This window comes from Bradyrhizobium sp. GCM10028915 (assembly GCF_042666195.1).
GTDB classification, from domain to species: Bacteria; Pseudomonadota; Alphaproteobacteria; order Rhizobiales; family Xanthobacteraceae; genus Bradyrhizobium; species Bradyrhizobium canariense_D.
Genome location: NZ_JBHTFN010000071.1, coordinates 211,187 through 227,053, shown reverse-complemented (window position 1 = coordinate 227,053; position 15,867 = coordinate 211,187). Strand labels below are relative to the sequence as shown.

At 58.5% G+C, this 15,867-nt stretch carries 17 protein-coding genes; 7 read left to right on the top strand and 10 right to left on the bottom strand.

What is annotated here, in order from left to right:
- A partial coding sequence (locus tag ACFQX9_RS36700) for a transposase (RefSeq protein ID WP_377791949.1) occupies window positions 1–737 on the top strand: 737 nt, incomplete at its 5' end.
- A 214-nt stretch (window positions 738–951) separates the two neighbouring features.
- Here ACFQX9_RS36700 and ACFQX9_RS36695 read toward each other — a convergent pair.
- From ACFQX9_RS36695 to ACFQX9_RS36685, 3 genes are all read right to left on the bottom strand, one after another.
- The gene (locus tag ACFQX9_RS36695) at window positions 952–1,437 is read right to left on the bottom strand and encodes a hypothetical protein (RefSeq protein WP_377791948.1); all 486 of its coding nucleotides are present in this window, start codon (window positions 1,435–1,437) and stop codon (window positions 952–954) included.
- A 16-nt stretch (window positions 1,438–1,453) separates the two neighbouring features.
- Window positions 1,454–1,648 (bottom strand): hypothetical protein, encoded by a 195-nt coding sequence (locus ACFQX9_RS36690; RefSeq protein WP_377791947.1) that lies wholly within the window; start codon window positions 1,646–1,648, stop codon window positions 1,454–1,456.
- An 87-nt stretch (window positions 1,649–1,735) separates the two neighbouring features.
- Window positions 1,736–2,029 carry a hypothetical protein gene (locus tag ACFQX9_RS36685; RefSeq protein WP_377792039.1) on the bottom strand — a complete coding sequence of 98 codons (294 nt, stop codon included), beginning with the start codon at window positions 2,027–2,029 and terminating at the stop codon, window positions 1,736–1,738.
- A gap of 1,001 nt (window positions 2,030–3,030) precedes the next feature.
- Between ACFQX9_RS36685 and ACFQX9_RS36680 the strand changes: the two genes are divergently transcribed.
- The 4 genes from ACFQX9_RS36680 to ACFQX9_RS36665 all read left to right on the top strand — a co-directional run bounded on the left by ACFQX9_RS36680 (window position 3,031) and on the right by ACFQX9_RS36665 (window position 6,770).
- Window positions 3,031–4,506, top strand: a complete 1,476-nt coding sequence (locus tag ACFQX9_RS36680) for a coproporphyrinogen-III oxidase family protein (protein WP_377791946.1) — start codon at window positions 3,031–3,033, stop codon at window positions 4,504–4,506.
- Window positions 4,503–5,717: a hypothetical protein gene (locus tag ACFQX9_RS36675; protein ID WP_377791945.1), complete on the top strand. Its 1,215-nt coding sequence runs from the start codon at window positions 4,503–4,505 to the stop codon at window positions 5,715–5,717. The genes ACFQX9_RS36680 and ACFQX9_RS36675 overlap by 4 nt, the downstream gene beginning before the upstream one ends.
- An 81-nt stretch (window positions 5,718–5,798) precedes the next feature.
- Window positions 5,799–6,290: a GNAT family N-acetyltransferase gene (locus ACFQX9_RS36670; protein WP_377791944.1), complete on the top strand. Its 492-nt coding sequence runs from the start codon at window positions 5,799–5,801 to the stop codon at window positions 6,288–6,290.
- A gap of 246 nt (window positions 6,291–6,536) precedes the next feature.
- Window positions 6,537–6,770, top strand: coding sequence for a hypothetical protein (locus ACFQX9_RS36665; protein ID WP_377791943.1), 234 nt, complete (start codon window positions 6,537–6,539; stop codon window positions 6,768–6,770).
- 544 nt (window positions 6,771–7,314) lie between these two features.
- Here the strand turns inward: ACFQX9_RS36665 and ACFQX9_RS36660 are convergent.
- Window positions 7,315–7,605: a hypothetical protein gene (locus tag ACFQX9_RS36660; protein WP_377791942.1), complete on the bottom strand. Its 291-nt coding sequence runs from the start codon at window positions 7,603–7,605 to the stop codon at window positions 7,315–7,317.
- A gap of 405 nt (window positions 7,606–8,010) precedes the next feature.
- Here ACFQX9_RS36660 and ACFQX9_RS36655 point away from each other — a divergent pair, with 405 nt between their 5' ends.
- Window positions 8,011–9,156 (top strand): hypothetical protein, encoded by a 1,146-nt coding sequence (locus ACFQX9_RS36655; protein ID WP_377791941.1) that lies wholly within the window; start codon window positions 8,011–8,013, stop codon window positions 9,154–9,156.
- Between the two features lie 867 nt (window positions 9,157–10,023).
- Here the strand turns inward: ACFQX9_RS36655 and ACFQX9_RS36650 are convergent.
- From ACFQX9_RS36650 to ACFQX9_RS36625, 6 genes are all read right to left on the bottom strand, one after another.
- Window positions 10,024–10,224 carry a hypothetical protein gene (locus tag ACFQX9_RS36650; RefSeq protein WP_377791940.1) on the bottom strand — a complete coding sequence of 67 codons (201 nt, stop codon included), beginning with the start codon at window positions 10,222–10,224 and terminating at the stop codon, window positions 10,024–10,026.
- 782 nt (window positions 10,225–11,006) lie between these two features.
- Window positions 11,007–12,338: a tyrosine-type recombinase/integrase gene (locus ACFQX9_RS36645; RefSeq protein WP_377792038.1), complete on the bottom strand. Its 1,332-nt coding sequence runs from the start codon at window positions 12,336–12,338 to the stop codon at window positions 11,007–11,009.
- Window positions 12,339–12,868: 530 nt separating this feature from the next.
- Window positions 12,869–13,546 (bottom strand): hypothetical protein, encoded by a 678-nt coding sequence (locus tag ACFQX9_RS36640; protein ID WP_026232578.1) that lies wholly within the window; start codon window positions 13,544–13,546, stop codon window positions 12,869–12,871.
- A gap of 54 nt (window positions 13,547–13,600) precedes the next feature.
- Window positions 13,601–14,083 carry a transcription elongation factor GreA gene (greA, locus tag ACFQX9_RS36635; RefSeq protein WP_026232577.1) on the bottom strand — a complete coding sequence of 161 codons (483 nt, stop codon included), beginning with the start codon at window positions 14,081–14,083 and terminating at the stop codon, window positions 13,601–13,603.
- A gap of 91 nt (window positions 14,084–14,174) precedes the next feature.
- On the bottom strand, window positions 14,175–14,690 hold the full coding sequence (locus ACFQX9_RS36630) for a hypothetical protein (RefSeq protein WP_085349548.1): 516 nt from the start codon (window positions 14,688–14,690) through the stop codon (window positions 14,175–14,177).
- A gap of 149 nt (window positions 14,691–14,839) precedes the next feature.
- On the bottom strand, window positions 14,840–15,178 hold the full coding sequence (locus ACFQX9_RS36625; RefSeq protein WP_085349549.1) for a hypothetical protein: 339 nt from the start codon (window positions 15,176–15,178) through the stop codon (window positions 14,840–14,842).
- A 254-nt stretch (window positions 15,179–15,432) separates the two neighbouring features.
- Between ACFQX9_RS36625 and ACFQX9_RS36620 the strand changes: the two genes are divergently transcribed.
- Window positions 15,433–15,666, top strand: a complete 234-nt coding sequence (locus ACFQX9_RS36620) for a DUF3551 domain-containing protein (RefSeq protein ID WP_007596464.1) — start codon at window positions 15,433–15,435, stop codon at window positions 15,664–15,666.
- The last annotated feature ends 201 nt before the right edge of the window (window positions 15,667–15,867 follow it).

Genomic DNA, 15,867 nt, shown 5'->3' with positions numbered 1-15,867 from the left:
AGCTGCGCTATCAGGGCTATTTGCGGCGGCAGGACAGCCATGCCGTAATTACGGCTCTCGTCAGCGACGGTGTGTCGCTCAAGGAGATCGTCCGCCGCACAGGACATAGTCGCAATCTGGTTCGCCAAATTAGCCGCGGCGGCGGTACGGATATGTTCCGCACCCGTCAAAGCACCCTGGACGGGCATCTGCCGTTCCTGGACGCGCAGTGGTCAGTCGGCTGTCGCAACGGTGCCGAGCTCTGGCGCCGCTTGAAAGGACAAGGCTTCAAGGGATCGCTGCGCGTCGTGGCGGAATGGGCGACGCGACGGCGACGTGCCGAGACTATCAGCCATCAACAATTGCAGAAGGTCCCCGCCGCCAGGAGGATAGCGCAGCTGATGACGACGAAGCGCGACCACCTAACCAAAGCCGAGACCGTCACGCTTGCGGTCATCGAACAAAACGTTCCTATGCTGGCCGATGCCCAAGCTCTCGTTGGCCGCTTCCACGCGATGATCCGAAAGAAGGCCGAGATGGAGCTCGAACCTTGGATTGATGACTCCAAGCGGAGCCTCATTGCCTCGTTCGCGAATGGCATTGCCAACGATAAGGCCGCGGTGCACGCGGCTATCACGCAACCATGGTCCAATGGCCAAGTGGAAGCTCAGATCACCAAGCTCAAGCTGGTCAAACGGCAAATGTACGGGCGCGCTAAGCTCGATCTCCTTCAGGCTAGGCTGATTGGCGCGCCATAAAAACAATCACGATCATCGAATATGCGTCAGAGCCATGGTTGGACGCTGACGGGGCCAGTTGGGTATCCGGAACTCCGCAACCGTAACAGCACCAGCGCTCGTGCCGCACGGTACGCCAAAGGCACCGGTTCGGTTTGACGCGCGGGTCGCGCTGCCGGATGGAGATGCGCTTCGCCGCTGCTGGCGGACATAGTCCAATTCGCTCCCACACCCCCTACCCAGGGGACCTGTTCGTGTGCGCCACAGGCGAGTCAACGACCTGACTTTCTGAGCCGCTGGGAGAACTCGGCGGCTGCTCCTCAAGATGCATGCGCTCGCGCGCGCTCGCGGGCTTCGCGGCGACGCTGGAAGCGCTCGCGTCAGCGGTTCGCTCGTTCCGAGGGCTGGGCACCGATGGCACCGGCCCGGCCGTTTCGACTGGGACCTTCTCCGTCGGCTCGTCTTGGCCTCGGCGCGCCTCCATGGTCTCGAGCACAACTCGCCCTCTCACCGTGATTCTCCAACCGCCGTTTTGGCGCTCAACGAGGCCGTCCGAAAAAATGTCCAGCCCGGGAACGCGCGCGGCCAGCCGTTTGGTGCGCTCGGCCCATTCCGGGCCGCTGGTCGCGAGGATTGCCATGTCCCGCTTGAGGTCCGCCATCACGGCAAATCCTTGGGGGTAACTCACCAGGATCTTCAAGACTGTGACCTGGAAGTTCACTCCGCACCTCGCCCGATCAACGCCACATAATCGACGCTCGGGCCAGGGCTTTACGCCCGATCTGCCGCAGCAGCTTCGGCGTTGTTTCGTCGGTCTTTGCGGCTTCGACGATCTTGGAGGCCAAACCAGCGCCGCTCTCCTTGCGCGGAAGCGTCTCGCAGACCTCGTCAAGTACCGCTCGCGATAGAGCGGTCGTGGGGTATTCAAACATGGACGCCTATCCTACCGTAAGTCTTTCGACCTTGGGATTCCCGCAGTTGAGGTAAACTCTGCCGCGCTGCGCACGACGGCTCGCGCTCTACTGATGTACCGCGGTCTTGATTCTGATCGATGCGGACTCAAATTGGTAGGCCGAGCTGCAGCTCGGCCTACGGTTCGCCCTGGCGTGAAGACAAGAAGGCGGATCGGCTTTGGAGCGGGTATCTCGTTTGAAGGAAGACGAGCGACAAGTTTCGAGCTCGCAGCGGCTCGAAATCGGGACGCGTCCGGTCCTGCTCCGCGTGATGATCTCGAGATCGTTGAACCTGCCCCTCAGTTTAACCGTCCGGCCCCGCGAACCTTTGTCCTCGCAGTGCCTCCAGACCTTCTCGATGAGCGGCTGTGCCTTCCTGACAACGGGGGGGGACGCCGGGGTGTCGACACCCAGTCAAGGCGATGCCGGTGATCTTGACGACGCGGCGCCGCGTGCAACCGCCCGCAACTGACTGGAAAGCGCACACAGCAAATATCAGTCTCCTCACACCGGCGTCGGACTTGAACGCTTCCCGCGATAGTAGCAAGCGGACTTTCTACGTGGCCACCCCGCGCCGCAACAATGTGACAAATTCATTTGCATATCCGTCACGTGCAGCGACGCTGCCTGCATCAGCCGAGCGACTCCCTCGTAAGCTCGTCGTGCAGCAGATGTTCGCGATTGAACATGAGAGGCCTCCATCATCATTCAACATTCCGCGTTTGTCGTGTTCAGCCGTGTCCGGCTGAAGACGTTAATGTCGGGGACCAGACACCGAGGCGCGAGTATCCCGCCGTTGGCGCCGAAGAACATGGTTTTGCCCTCTTCAAGCGAGGCTCGCAAGCGGCTTTGGTGGCACGTGGATTGCTGGGACACCGCAAAGATTCTGTACGACCATGACGGCCTTGCTGTCGCTGGCCCAGGAGTTCAAATGAAACTTGCTCGATTGATCGAAAATGCCATGGACATTGCGCTGTTGCCTACGTCCGGCTTAAAGCTTTGCCGCGTTGCCCCGCGGGTGGCTATCTCCGAGGTCGAGCACCATTTTCTCGAGGAGTATTCGCACCCTCTGCGCCTGAAGTCTTCCTCGGTGCCGTTTAGCAACGCCCGAGGGGGCATTCGCGTGGGCCACGGCATCTGTCTTCCTCGCCGAACCATAATCGACCCTCGCGTGTAGCCGAGCGGATGGCGGCCCGTGTTCTGACTACGGTGGTTGCCTCGAGGGGGAGCCGACAACCCCGCGCCTTTTATCGAAACGCATGGCTACGGTATCAAGCCCGAGCTGAAGAGCGGAATGTGAAGCGAGGGACGGAGGTGCCATCGCCCCTTGCTTCACACGAAAGCTAGAGGAGTTTAACAAAATGCGCGTCCCGACCTATTCCGAAGCCTTGGAATTCGCGATCGACCGATCGTACGACATTAACCTCGACATGTTGAGGTCACGGAATTTGCACCTTGACACGCACAACGATTATCTCGTCGGCACATATCCGCCTCTCAAGGCAATGGGCGATCTAGATGCCGAAAACTTGTTGCTTCAGGTTACGCCGTCAATTGATCTCTACTTTCACGTCCCCTTCTGTGATCAGCATTGCACCTTTTGCCACTTCGCCAAAGAAATCCATCCATCTTCCGAGCGAGTGGAGCGCTATCTGGCGGCCTTAGATAAAGAGATGAGTTGGTCGGACGCGGCACTGGCTGACAGAGCTGTTGAGACTGCTTTCTTTGGAGGCGGCACCCCCTCGTTCCTGACCAACAGTCAACTCAAAACGCTATTTGGTATGATTGGCCGGCGCTTTGATTTGTCTAAGTCGGAGGTGAGTTTCGAATTACATCCCTCTCTTGCAAAGCAAGTGGATGCTGCAGATCGCATATCGACACTGCTCAGATCCGGCGTAAACCGCTTTGTATTGGGCGTACAGAGTCTAGATCCGAGCATTTTACGCATACTAAACCGCGGGCACCGCGTGGACGAGGTGGTACAACTCGTAAAATTGCTGAATGAGATGGGCGTTGAGAATCTCTCGCTCGACCTCATGTATGGATTGCCGCAGCAAACGCTCCGTAGCTGGTACGACTCACTCATCGGCTTACTAGATTTGGGGATAGAGAAGCTCAATGTATTCCCCTTAATGTTCAAATCTACAGACCCCGTGGCCCGCCATTTGGCTCAGGGACGATATCAATTCGCCGGGGCTAAGGAGCGCATTATCATGCATTTTATGGCCGAGCACATCCTCACGACACTCGGCTATCGTCATGGGCCGATTTTCTACTGGAGTAAGCAGTCGCAGCCACACTCGGTTCAACAGCGCCGCAAATACGATTCCTGGAACGACAATAATCTGGTTCCGTTTGGGGTTGCCGGATTTGGCTACATGAGCCAGTGCCAGTTCTATAACGAGGCAGATTTAGATCGTTACCTATATAGGGTCGAGGCTGGCGAGAAGCCAGTGTGGAAGGGTGTTGTCCTGTCGCAAGATGATCTCATGCGCAGAACAGTAATGTTTGCCCTGCGAAGCAGTGGAGTGTCGCTCTCCCGCTTCGAGCGGGAGTTTGGGGTGTCGATTGAGAAATGCTTTGGCCGCGAGCTAGAAAACTTGAATGAGGCAGGTCTCATCTGCATTTCAAATGATGGCCTGCTTTCGTTAACTGCCGCCGGCACCATCAATTCGGGCGCGGTATCGCTGTTATTCTTCTCGAACAGTATACTTGAGCGGGTCGCGTATAACGACAGTAGGATAGCAGACAAACGAACTGATCTGCTCGAAAAGCATGATTACTCACCGGCCGCTCGATACGGCTCAAGTACCGAAATGCAAGTTGCATTTCGATGAAGCCGCGGGCGGGCTCGTTTATGGTCACTCCTTTTTCCGTTTCCACTCCGCAAAGCTCGCCTTGCGAAGGGCACGACATATTTTTGCATCTGGCCGATAGTATTGATCGGCGGCAGCGAGAACGCCCGCTTGGGCTGGTCAGCAATTTTGTCACCGATGAACTGCCGCACTGCATTGCGGAAATCAAATGCAGTGAACGACCAGATGAAGCGGTTAAGGCGCTTGGACGCAGCGTCAACGCGATGATCGCCGCGAGTGACTATGATGCGTTGCTGCTAAGTCTTCCGCAGTCCGACTTCGAAATCGCTAAGACAGATATCCAATATCTCCTAAATTGTGCTTATCAGATGTCCGCGTTTGCCGGCCTTCACCCCGTGGACGCCGAGCTGACGGTGGGAGAGGGACTGAGCCACCTTGCGCGATCAAGCTGTGACCGGCAACCCGGCATTGAGGTCCTCTCCTATGAAGATATGATCCTTACGAATCCGCTGCAGAACGATCCACGCGTATACTGCCTTGGCGCGGCCGGGGTCGAGGAACGAGATTTTTGCTTGGGCCATCAGATCATCGAGAGCGAACTGCAGTCAGCAATGGACGCTCTCCTCGACTTGCGTGATGCGGCCGAGGTGGATGCGGGGCAATGTCTTGCGCTATGCTTGGCGCGCCTTGAGTCAGCAAACTATATTCTGACGCGCTTTTATGAACATATGTCACCGGACCTATTTGGCCAATTTCGTGTGTTTTACGGAAAGAATCCTTACAAGAATACGCTTGGTCCAAGCGGCCGCTTCTCGGCCCGCATCGTGGCAGTGTCGGTGCTACTACTCGGTGAAGAACTCTTCCACCACAAACCGCAATTCTATAGTGATCTATATCGGCTTTCCGAATATTATCCGCAGAGGTGCATCCACGAAGTATTCCGCTGGCTCTCGTCAGACAACGGGAGTGCACCGATCAAGCCGGGTTGGCTAGAAGGGAAAGCGGAGTTTCCCAGGCTTGCGACGATTTCGCCAATAGTGGAGCATCACGGCGAGGAAATCGGAAGGCTGCGCGCGTCCTGCATTTGTGCACTGGATCGGTTTACCCTGATGCACCGAAGTACGGCGTTAAAATATACCGTCGAGCCGGGTCGTCCAATCGTCGGAGTTGAGGTATCGGAGAATGTTGAGGCTGTCCTTTCTCAGCGACTGTTGACAGAGGCGGGTCGGTAAGCTGACGGTGGTCCCTGCTTGGCTAAACAGAAACGATGCCATAGGCGCAGGTGTTCGACGCCCGTCGAGAGGTTATAATCGATGTCTCAAGACGAACTGATCGTTCGTCGGTTCGAGTCCGGGGATAGCGATGGTGTATGGCATCTGCACAGAAGCGCATCGCAGCATGTTGGTGTGTGTGGACCGGAAGGGACCTGGGAGGATGATTTACGCAATGTCGGCGCAGTATACATCGGGTCGGGCGGAGACTTCGTAGTTGCCCATATTGGTCCCCAACTCGCTGCCATGGGTGGGCTGAAACGTGTTGATGACGATGTCGCAGAAGTTAAACGTATGCGGGTCGATCCCGACTTTCAGCGACGAGGGCTTGGAAGGAGGGTTCTTCGTGAATTGGAGTCGCGAGCTGTTGCTCTCGGTTTCAAGTGGATAATGCTCGACACAACAACGATCCAAGCAGGGGCTCAGAGACTTTACGAGACCGCTGGCTATGTTCGCCGGAAGGAAAGGACGTTGCACGGATATGCAGTGATCTTTTACGAGAAGCGGCTCATTGGCCAGGACGACCCCACATGAGCAAATGATGCGGATATTCGACTGAAGCTCTACGGACCGCTCAGACAAAACCGTCACATCCGGCGAAGACCCCCTTTCAATAGTCCCGCGAGATCTGCGGCCGGAATGAATCGTGTCACTGTAGCTGACGAGGACTTAAAAGATTTCGCGACCGACAGCCCTCGAACGCACGCCCGAACTCGCGCCTGCCTGAACCAGCGTTGAGCTCAAAAGAGAGCTGGAGCGGTGCGCCCGCGACTTATCGGCATGCTGAAGGCCTATGGGGTCTATTTCTCCGAGCCGCTCGACCTCGATCTGACGATGCTAAAGGCATTCCCTGAGGCGTACGCGGCCACGATTCTCGCTGGTGATGGACCGCGGTCGACGCTGGAAAAGGCGGCCGAAGCCGCGCTCGGGACGGTCGGTCCGGCCTCACGCAATATGTCGGACCTTACGACAACGGAGCGGATATGCTGCCAGCCTACCGCTACCATTTCCTGACTCCTTGATGAATTTGCCGACGATCTCTGTGTCCTTCATCGCATCGAGGACGATGCGGAATCCATGGATCTTGTCAAATGGCTTTTGACGCAGGCCGCCGGTAACGACGAGAGCGCGATAGACGTCGCCGAGTAATTCGGTTCACTTTGAATCCTGCCGCTCATTGCTCGGGGCTTGCGGACCGGCGTGCTGAAGGCTCGTTTGGACGGATCACTTGAATTCGACGAAAGTCACGCTCATTCAATATGTTAATAGTCTTGCCGCTGGGAACAGGTCTAAAATAAGATCCACGGATGCTGCAAACGCTTTGATTGGAAGGGGCCGATGTTGCTACCATGCCGAGCGTTGACTTATGTGTTATTTCGAGCTCCCCAAAGGCGTTAAATGTCCGGTGCTCCCCATGCTGCCAGTATCACTGTCCGCGAAACGCTTGAACTCCTCGACGGCGCCTTCGCGGAGATGGCTTCAGGCATCGCCGAAGATCGCTATGCATTGTGGTTGGGGTCCGGAATATCGCTGGGACGAATCCCGGGCCTGAAACTGCTCATCCGGAATGCGCTCGAACATCCTTTGGCAGGCATGAGACGAAAGCCGCATAGTCGGCCTCGCCGAGTTCGCGTGCGTGACCGGCCTTGATCAGATCGGATGCAGCCCGCTCGACGCAATCGATCTCGGGGTAGTTGAACAGCGATCGGTTGAATATGGCACCACGCCTATTGATCATTCGGACCAGCAGACATCGTGCATCTCTCGACATGTCCTCGAACCGCGCTATGAAGGCGTGATGCTCCGGACCAAGCACGGGGGCGTACGTTCGCTGCACGAACCCGAGCATTTCGGCGAAATGGTCGAGATACTAGTAGACGGGCAGTTGCGGCAGTTTAGCCAAGCGGACCTTCGCGGTGGGAATCGTTTGTTCTATTTTTGTTCGAATGATATGGGTGAAGTCAAGCGGAGACGATGAGCTGTATCAGCCCCCGCTTCATTTCGCGGAATGTGTGTGGCTCGCAAAGCCGGAGTCTGGCTTAGCGATGCAGAGCCCTTCTCACTGTCGCTGCCGACTAACGGCCGCGATGCACCAAGGACGGTATCGATTTTCGTAAAATTTAGCGGATGCGGCCCGCGCCACGATTTAAGCCGTCTTTGGAAAATCTACTTAGGATTGGTCGCGCGACATTAGCCGACGAACGAGTGCCTACTGGTGCTAGCGACGGGCACCACAGCCAGCCCCGAGGGATGAATGATACGCACAGTCGTGTTCTTCTTTGCCGCGCTCTGCATTTCCGGCGGCCTAGCGGCGGCAGCATGCGCTTCGGAAGCGAATGCGCCGCCCTGTCAGCAGTTCTCCGAAACCCGACTGTGCGGCGAACCAGCATTGGAGTTGCCGGCGCAGGTCGTGGCAGAGGTTCGCGACCTTGCTGACCAATGCAAGGAAGTCGGGGGCAAGCCTCTTTCCGGCCCAGCAGTTGAACACGGTCGACTGACAAGCGGTCCCGAGTTCTGGACCGTTGATGAGGTTGCGCTTGAGTGCGAGGGCGCCTGGGGTCTGTTTTCGAATGCTCACGGCTGGAATTCCGCAATCTTCGTCACCCCGTCAGGGGGAGAGATCAAGCGTTTCGCGGTGGTGGGCTTCGGGATCAAGTCGGAGCCCGGCGCAGGTTCGTCAAAACTGTGGGCGGCCGTGGCCGGCGCGAATTGCGGTCAGATGCACGCTCGCAGCACTGCCGAGATGATCGGCTGTGAACGCGAGCTCTTGTGGCGCGCGGACTCTCAACAGTTGGACTTCGCATCCCTGTCTCAAGCCCGCTTCACGACTGCTTCCACGCAAGAAAACCCGCCTGCGCCTGCGGCCCCAAAGGCGAACAATGTTGCACAATTGCGTCTCGCGGCGCTCTCCCCTGCGGGGCCTGTAACGCGCGTCTACACAAAAATCGATGACGTTCGTGCAGATCGATACGGGATCTGCAAGGTCGTTCAACGAAGCGGCACCAGCGATAATCCGGTTCTGGAAGAGCGTTGCCCGCCGGGTCCGGATGGCTGGACCGTGAGCATGTTCTCTGCTGATGCTCGCGAGTATGTGCACTTCGGGCGCACGGCTAAGGGCGGCAAAACCGTCTCCGATGCATTGGAAGGGGCGTTCGCCGAGCCAAACAATGTAATTGAATGGAGAGTTCTCAACGGCAAGCCCTTCGCCGCGATCCATAGATACTTCCTTGACAATCGTCAGGTGCTGACGATCCACCGATTACAAGCTGACAAGACCTCTTGTGTGGCTGCGCTCGTCAACGTCCGCAAAGGCGTGGATGCAAACGACCAGGCCATAAAGATTGCGGACAGGCTCGGAACCGAATTTCAATGCAGCCGCGATACACTCGTAGTCGATTGAGGCGAGATGCCGCTTACTTCTGCGACACCCCTTAAACGAACTTGCCCTGAGAAGCCCCTCTGACGCAATGTCGCGGTATTCGATCGGAGTAGAACTTCGGCTCGCCCCAAGTGGCCTTGGGCTTGCGAGCCGGCGTGGTTAGTTTCGCCTTTCGGGCTCACCACGGTGTCCAACTTCTTAGAGATCGGCTAGAGACCGTGCGTGAGCAGCCGGTGCCCGCCCTCAGTATCTCGATTACTGGGCGCTACCTCATATGTGAGGTGCCGCTATTGGGCGCCGCTAACGCCGTGCTTGCTGGCGCTGCCTAGGGGAATCGAACTCCTGTTTCAGCCTTGAGAGGGTAAATTCGATCCGCTTGATGATTATTGTGAGGAGAGCTCTGCGATAGGACTTTGGGATATCAAGCCGGGCTCGGCTGCATGAGCAGGCGTTGCTGCACCAGTTTCGCCTCAGAAACGACCCTGCCGAAGCGCAACGAACCCGACCAGATTCAAACAAAACCTCAGCAAAATCAACAAAGCCGATCGTTATCCCGCCGCTCATAACGGCCTGATTGATGGTTCGAAGCCTACCGGACATATCGGGAAATCGCCCGCGCTTGATTTTTGACTTGCCTCCTTGACCTTGCGGCTTTCAAGGCGCCATTACTTCGTATACCTGAACGCCGCGTGATAGCTCGCCACTAGATGGACTTCTTTTCTGCTGAACCTTCCAGAATGCTCCTCTAATCAACCGCCAAGTGCGGTTGCCAGCTGAAGTCATAGAGAGCGCTCAACAACTTCATGGACAGCAGCGACGAGAACGCAGATGACTTGCAACAACGTTCTGGTCGAGAGCATTCTATTGAAGAGCGTCATGATGCCGCGTCTAGCGCTGGTGACCGAGCCGGATTCCAAGCTTGAGCGCCTTTTGGCGGAGTGAGCCTTCGGAGCGCTTTGTGAGTTTCGCGATTTTTGCAACCGGCGTCTTCGCTTTCGAATGAGCGCGCAGCTCTTTCACGTCGGCCTTTGTGTATTCGCGACGCACAGTTTTCTTCTTCGTAGCCGTGTTCTTCGCCTTCTTCGCCACTTTTAGCTCCTCGATTCGAGAGTGGGCGTACTAGCACAGGCGCATTGAGGCGCATCTATCCATCATTTTGACTATGGTCCGATCCGTGAACGGTCTCGTGACGCCAGTATTGCAGTCGATTTGCCCGACCTGTCAGATTGTTCCGGCAATCAGTCGATCGAAGTGAGAGCTTTGATCTACGTTTCTTCTCTGCCGCATTTGCGGGCCGGCATGCACGATGCCTGTAAGATGACGCTGCAAGAGCTCCGGACGCGGCTCGACCTACCTGCGCCCTCACGCGATGCGTAGGCAGGGAGAAAGCTTCTTCTCGCTTTACAAAATGCTTTGCCTAGCCATTCCGCGGACAGGAACGATTCGTCCTATTTGCACGCCACAGCTACCCAGCCGCAATATCTGTGCTCTCGATCCCTTTCTTGCTCGAGAAGCCTCGAACCTAATGCCTAGACCAATCACGGTCCAGGGCAAAGGCATGAGCGGCAAGGGCGAAGCGACTCGGATCGAGCGATTAAAGGCGCCGAATAGTCTGGATAAGCCGCTCGCGGCGAAGCGCCGTCGAAAGAACCGTGGCTTGCCCCCGCCAGCGACGTTCGATATCGATACGCTGCCGGGCAGCTCCAACTTGACCGCATGGGAAGCGGCAGCGGTCATCCGGCGCACGCCCGGTGCACTTGAGCAGTGGCGGCGCGACCCGAACCACCCGCTGAAATGGCGCTACGTCGATGGCCGGCCCCTCTATCGTGTCGATGCGGTGCGGGACTATTTGGCCAAGTGCGATAAGACGACTAGGACGCCTCGGCCGCATAATGCTCACGGAGACGGCCGAGCAGCTCGGCCTTGATCGGGTCAAGCGGATTCGTCCGCTGCAGGCGCACGATCTTCCCGATGCGTTTCGCGCCAACCAGCTCTGCAACGTAGTCGTGAGCCGCCTCGAACGCCATCTTGCGGATGATCCACTGTTCGTCGTGATTGTAGACTTGATCGATTCCGCTTGGCTTCTGCCCAACGCACAACCGCTGGATTTCGTTGTCGTAGCCACAGCGCGACATGATGGTGCGCAAACTGCGCCTTAGGTCATGCATGGTGAACTTGGCAACGCCCGCTTCCTTGACCAGGCGGTTGACCATCTTGGTGAAGCCCGACATCTGCCCACCGGTCTTCGGTGACGGGAAGACATAGTCGGACGTCGCGCGCTGGAAATGTTTCGCGGCCGTGAGCACCTCGTCAACCAGATGAGTGCGCGGCACATCGTGGTGCAGCCCCATCTTGGTCCACGCCGCATCGAACGTGATCCGGTCGTCCATGATGTGCTTTCGCCACTCGATCATGGTAGGCTCACTGCGCCGCGGGCCGCCGAGCAGGCACATGCGTGCCAGGAAACCGAAAGCCCCGAGCTTGCCGGATGCATCCCAGACCTTGATGATTTCCTCATCGGTCAGCGCGCGGCCCTTTGTTCGGCGCCCGACTCTCTGCGCGCGAGTTTCCTTGGGCGCGCGATAGCCGGCGAGCACGTTGTGCTCGACGTAACCTTCGCCGACACACCATTCGAGGAAGGTATGCACGTGCTTGCGCAAGTCCTTGGCGGCACCGCGCTTGCCAGTCTTGGCAATCTTGTCGACCGCAGCCATGATTTGCCGTCGCGTCAGGTCCCCCACGCCGCTCTCGGCGTGATCCTTGAGCCCGCGCCGCAAGGCCGACATTGCTGGCTTCCAGTTGACGACTTGACGTTCGGTCAAGGACGTCTGGTAGGGACCATCTTCAACAATGAGGGCCGCGAGCGTGGTGCGCTGCTTATCGGCTGCCTGTTGCCGCCTCGCCTCGCGCTTCGCATCGTTCGGGTCCAAGCCCTTGACGACCTCGCCTGCCGCGATGGTGGCGGCCTTGCGCGCGGCCTTTTCATTATATTTGGGCCACGCGCCGAGGGTCTTGCGCTGGGTCCCCCTCACCCCCGGCTTAGTGAAGAGGTAGACCCAGGTTCGGCCGCCGGTGGCGCGCATGCGCAAGGCAAGGCCGGGCAGCTTGTCGTCGTGGAGATAATGCTGCGCCTTACCCGGCGGCAGCGTTGCGTTGCGGATCACCGCATCGGTGAGTGTCAGCTGGTTGGCCGGCTCCGTCATGATCCATTCCCTCTCTCTGTGCCCTGATGTGCCCCGCAACAAGGGCGGCCAACCTCGAACAGAACCGGGTCTCAGACCTCCCCCGTTTTTGTGCCCCGAGGGAAAATCCAAGGCGGGCACAACGGGGGCATACAAAATGTAGCAAGGTCGCCTATGGGCTCTTATGGCCGCACAAGGCCATAACAACCATCAATTAAAGGGTTTTTTACATTTCAACTATGGCCGGATTTGGTTGGCTCAGGTCTACCGATTGTGGTTCACACGGGAGAGGTCCAAGGTTCGATCCCTTGTGCGCCCACCATTCACCTTCCTGAACCATAATTTGTTGCGGACGATAACCGACGCTCGGCGGCTGTCTTCACCCGTCCAAATCAAAAACAGCGAAAACAACCCCATGCACAGTAGCCGACCTCAGTCGGATCAATGAGTTACAGGATTGCGACTTTTCCGAAATATAATTTGACTCGTCGGGCAAAACACCGGCATGATGGCATCATCGCGGGGGACCTGAAGCGCGATCGCATCAAGCTTCACGCAACCCGCGCCGGTCGCCAGGCTGCGTACAAACCGACCAGGGTGCCGATAGTAACCAGCGCTGCGGCCAGCAGCAGCTGCAATTCTCCATCGTCCGTGGTGCCTACGGACGACACAAGTCTGGTCACCACGACGAACAGAATGCCCACAGAGGCTGCTGCGCCCACGCCGAGATAGGCGAGCTCGCGCGTCAGGTTGCGGCCGAGGAGTCCGAGTGCCGTGAAATACATCGCGCAGGCGTTGGGATGAACGAACAGCGCAATTCGCGCGTAAGGACCGTAGGCGTCGAGGAGGGACTCACACCGGTTCAGTGCCGCCTTTGAGGCAATCCGCTGCAACAGCGGTCTGAAAAAACGAGCCTGTCCGTAGCTCAGAACGGCGCCCAGGATGATGGCCAACCACGCCACGATGAAAACGGAGACGTCCGCGGGCTTTGGATTGAGCGCCACGGACATCAGGATGAGAGCGGTTCCGGGGAAATAGCCAAAATACGGGAAGACCGCCTCCAGCAGCACGCAGACGAATATGAAGGCCGGAAACCACGCCGAGCCGGTCGCATCCTGGACGATGGCGTTCAGGTCGAAGAGATTTGTCCTGTACAGGACGAGGTACATGCACATGGCCAACCCGGCCAGCGCGTAAAACGGCAATGCTCCCGACAGAAACCGCCTCATCCAGCTATCGCGCCTTGTTGCGCGGACACAGCGGAAACCATCGATAAACGCCCCCTACCCAATCGACAAAATCTCGATCTCCTGCGCACCCGATCCCACGACATCCCCGACCGCCTTCCCCATCAACGACTTCGCCACCGGTGCCACAAATGAGATCGTGCCGGCCTTGGGATCGGCTTCGTCCTCGCCGACGATGCGATAGGTTTGCACGCGGCCATCGGCGCGGCTGAACGTCACCGTGCTGCCGAAGGCGACGACATCGGTCGAGGCCGGGGCGGGAATGACCTGCGCCGTGCGCAGCCGTTCGGTGAGATAGCGGGCGTCACGCAAGGGCACCGCCGACTGCCGGCGCTTTTCGTTGACGTCCTCGATGGCTTGCGCGGCTTCATAGGCCTCGCGCGCGTCCTGAAGCTGCTTTTGCAACGCCTGCAAGCCTGCTTCCGTCACGAGATTTGGATGCGGCGAGATCGGCCGATCCGGCAACAGCGTCTCGGCGGCGGTTTCCGCGCTCTCTTCCTTGGTAAAGGCAACGCTCAAGTCGAAAATCCTGTCGAACTGTTCGGGCTCACGGCCCGCGCCTTCGCGCCGCAAGCAATCGCGGCGGGCAGAAGCTGGCGATCATCCCGGATCATATCTCAAGTACGACGAAACGGCGCAGCTTGAAAACGATGTCCGGCATGGCCTGCCGGAACCGCGTGGCATCCCGGAACGTGGTCGAGAACGGCGCGAAGGTGATCATCGCGTTCCAGTGCCTGTAGCCGTAGACCGTGACGGAGGCGCCGGTCGCCGGAAAATTCTCGAGCTTGCGCAGCTCACCCAGGACGAGATCGGCGATCGCTTCAGCAGGCAGCAACTGCTTGCCATCAGGTGTCGTGGCGATCTTCGCTGGCGGCTCGACTGACTTCGCGGGGGCCAGCGCCGCATCGAGCGCGTTCTCGGAATTTGTTTCGGGCTTGTCCTCGAGGTTGGCCGGCGGCGTATCGGCGGCGGGCAGCTCGACCAGCTCAAATCCGTTCGTCGGCGCGGTCGGCGGCGGAACCTCGATGACCGGCGGCGGCGCAACACTGTCTGCGGCGCGCCTGTTGCCTCCCAGGATGCTGCTGATCATCGCCACGAGGCCAGCATCCTTCACGTCGTCACTCATTACTCCCCCCAGGCTTCGACCTACTCTAGCACCGCTCGCGCGGACCGCCACTGGGGATGTATGGCCGGATTCCGTCCGGCCAAGGTCCTATTTCACGCGATGGCATTGGCGGCGCGATGCCCGATCACGCCGCGCTGCCGTGCGATCCGTCACTGCTTATCGAACGGAATGTATTGTTGGTATTGCTTCGGCACCGAGCTGCGGTAGCGCGCGGGCACCGTGCCGCTGTCGACCGAGTGATCGATCTCCTGCTGCCGCGTCATCTTCTTCTTCGCCGGCTTCTTCGACGCACTCTTTTTGGAGTCGGTCGGCTGGCTGGAGGTGTCGCTGGTTGCGCCCGGCGCGGTCGTCGTCGTTGCCGGCGCGGCGGTTGTCGTCGCAGACGCCGCGGTTCCGGCGGCGGCTGGTGCGCCCTGCGCCAACGCGAGCGGTGCCTGCATGAGAAGCGCCAGCGCTGCTGTCGCAGCCAGCAAGTATGATTTCTGCATTAGAACCTCCAAAATACCTGATCCGAATAAGGCAAGCGTATTTCTGCGGGATCGACGCGTGCAAGTCCGTTCACGATAGGCTCGAACCCCATGGTGAACTGTGGCCGAGATCACATTGCCGGCAGCAGGCTGCGTCATGATGTGCCTTGTCGCGAACGCAAAGCATTCTGGCGACACCAATACAGGCATGACTGCGCAACAGACGAGCCAGGCTCGCTGGCATTCCCACCCACTCGCTCTCGAAGGAGACTGACATGCGTCGCACCATCCTCACTCTCGCATCGCTCGCGGCCCTGCTCGCCGTAGCATCCCCGGCAGCCCAGGCACATCCTGCGAACGATCGATATTGCATCCAGGGCCGCTCGTGGGGTTACCCGGGCAATTGCCAGTTCGCCAGCTATCAGCAGTGCCTCGCTACCGCCTCCGGCACGTCGTCCTATTGCGGCATCAACCCGCGCTACGCGTTCTCGCAGCAGCGCGACTACTGACGAATTGGCGGCGTGCGCGTATGACGCGCGCGCCGCCACAATTTTTGCGTGAAGACGACCCGCTCCGCCGACGTGCCGGCGAATTGAAACTGTGCGAAGCCGCTTGCGTCCGTCGATGACGAGAATGTTATCCGTCATCAGCACCGAGAAATTCACGATGCGCAGCCGTGGCTTGCGGGCCAAGGCGCACCTTCCGAAAAT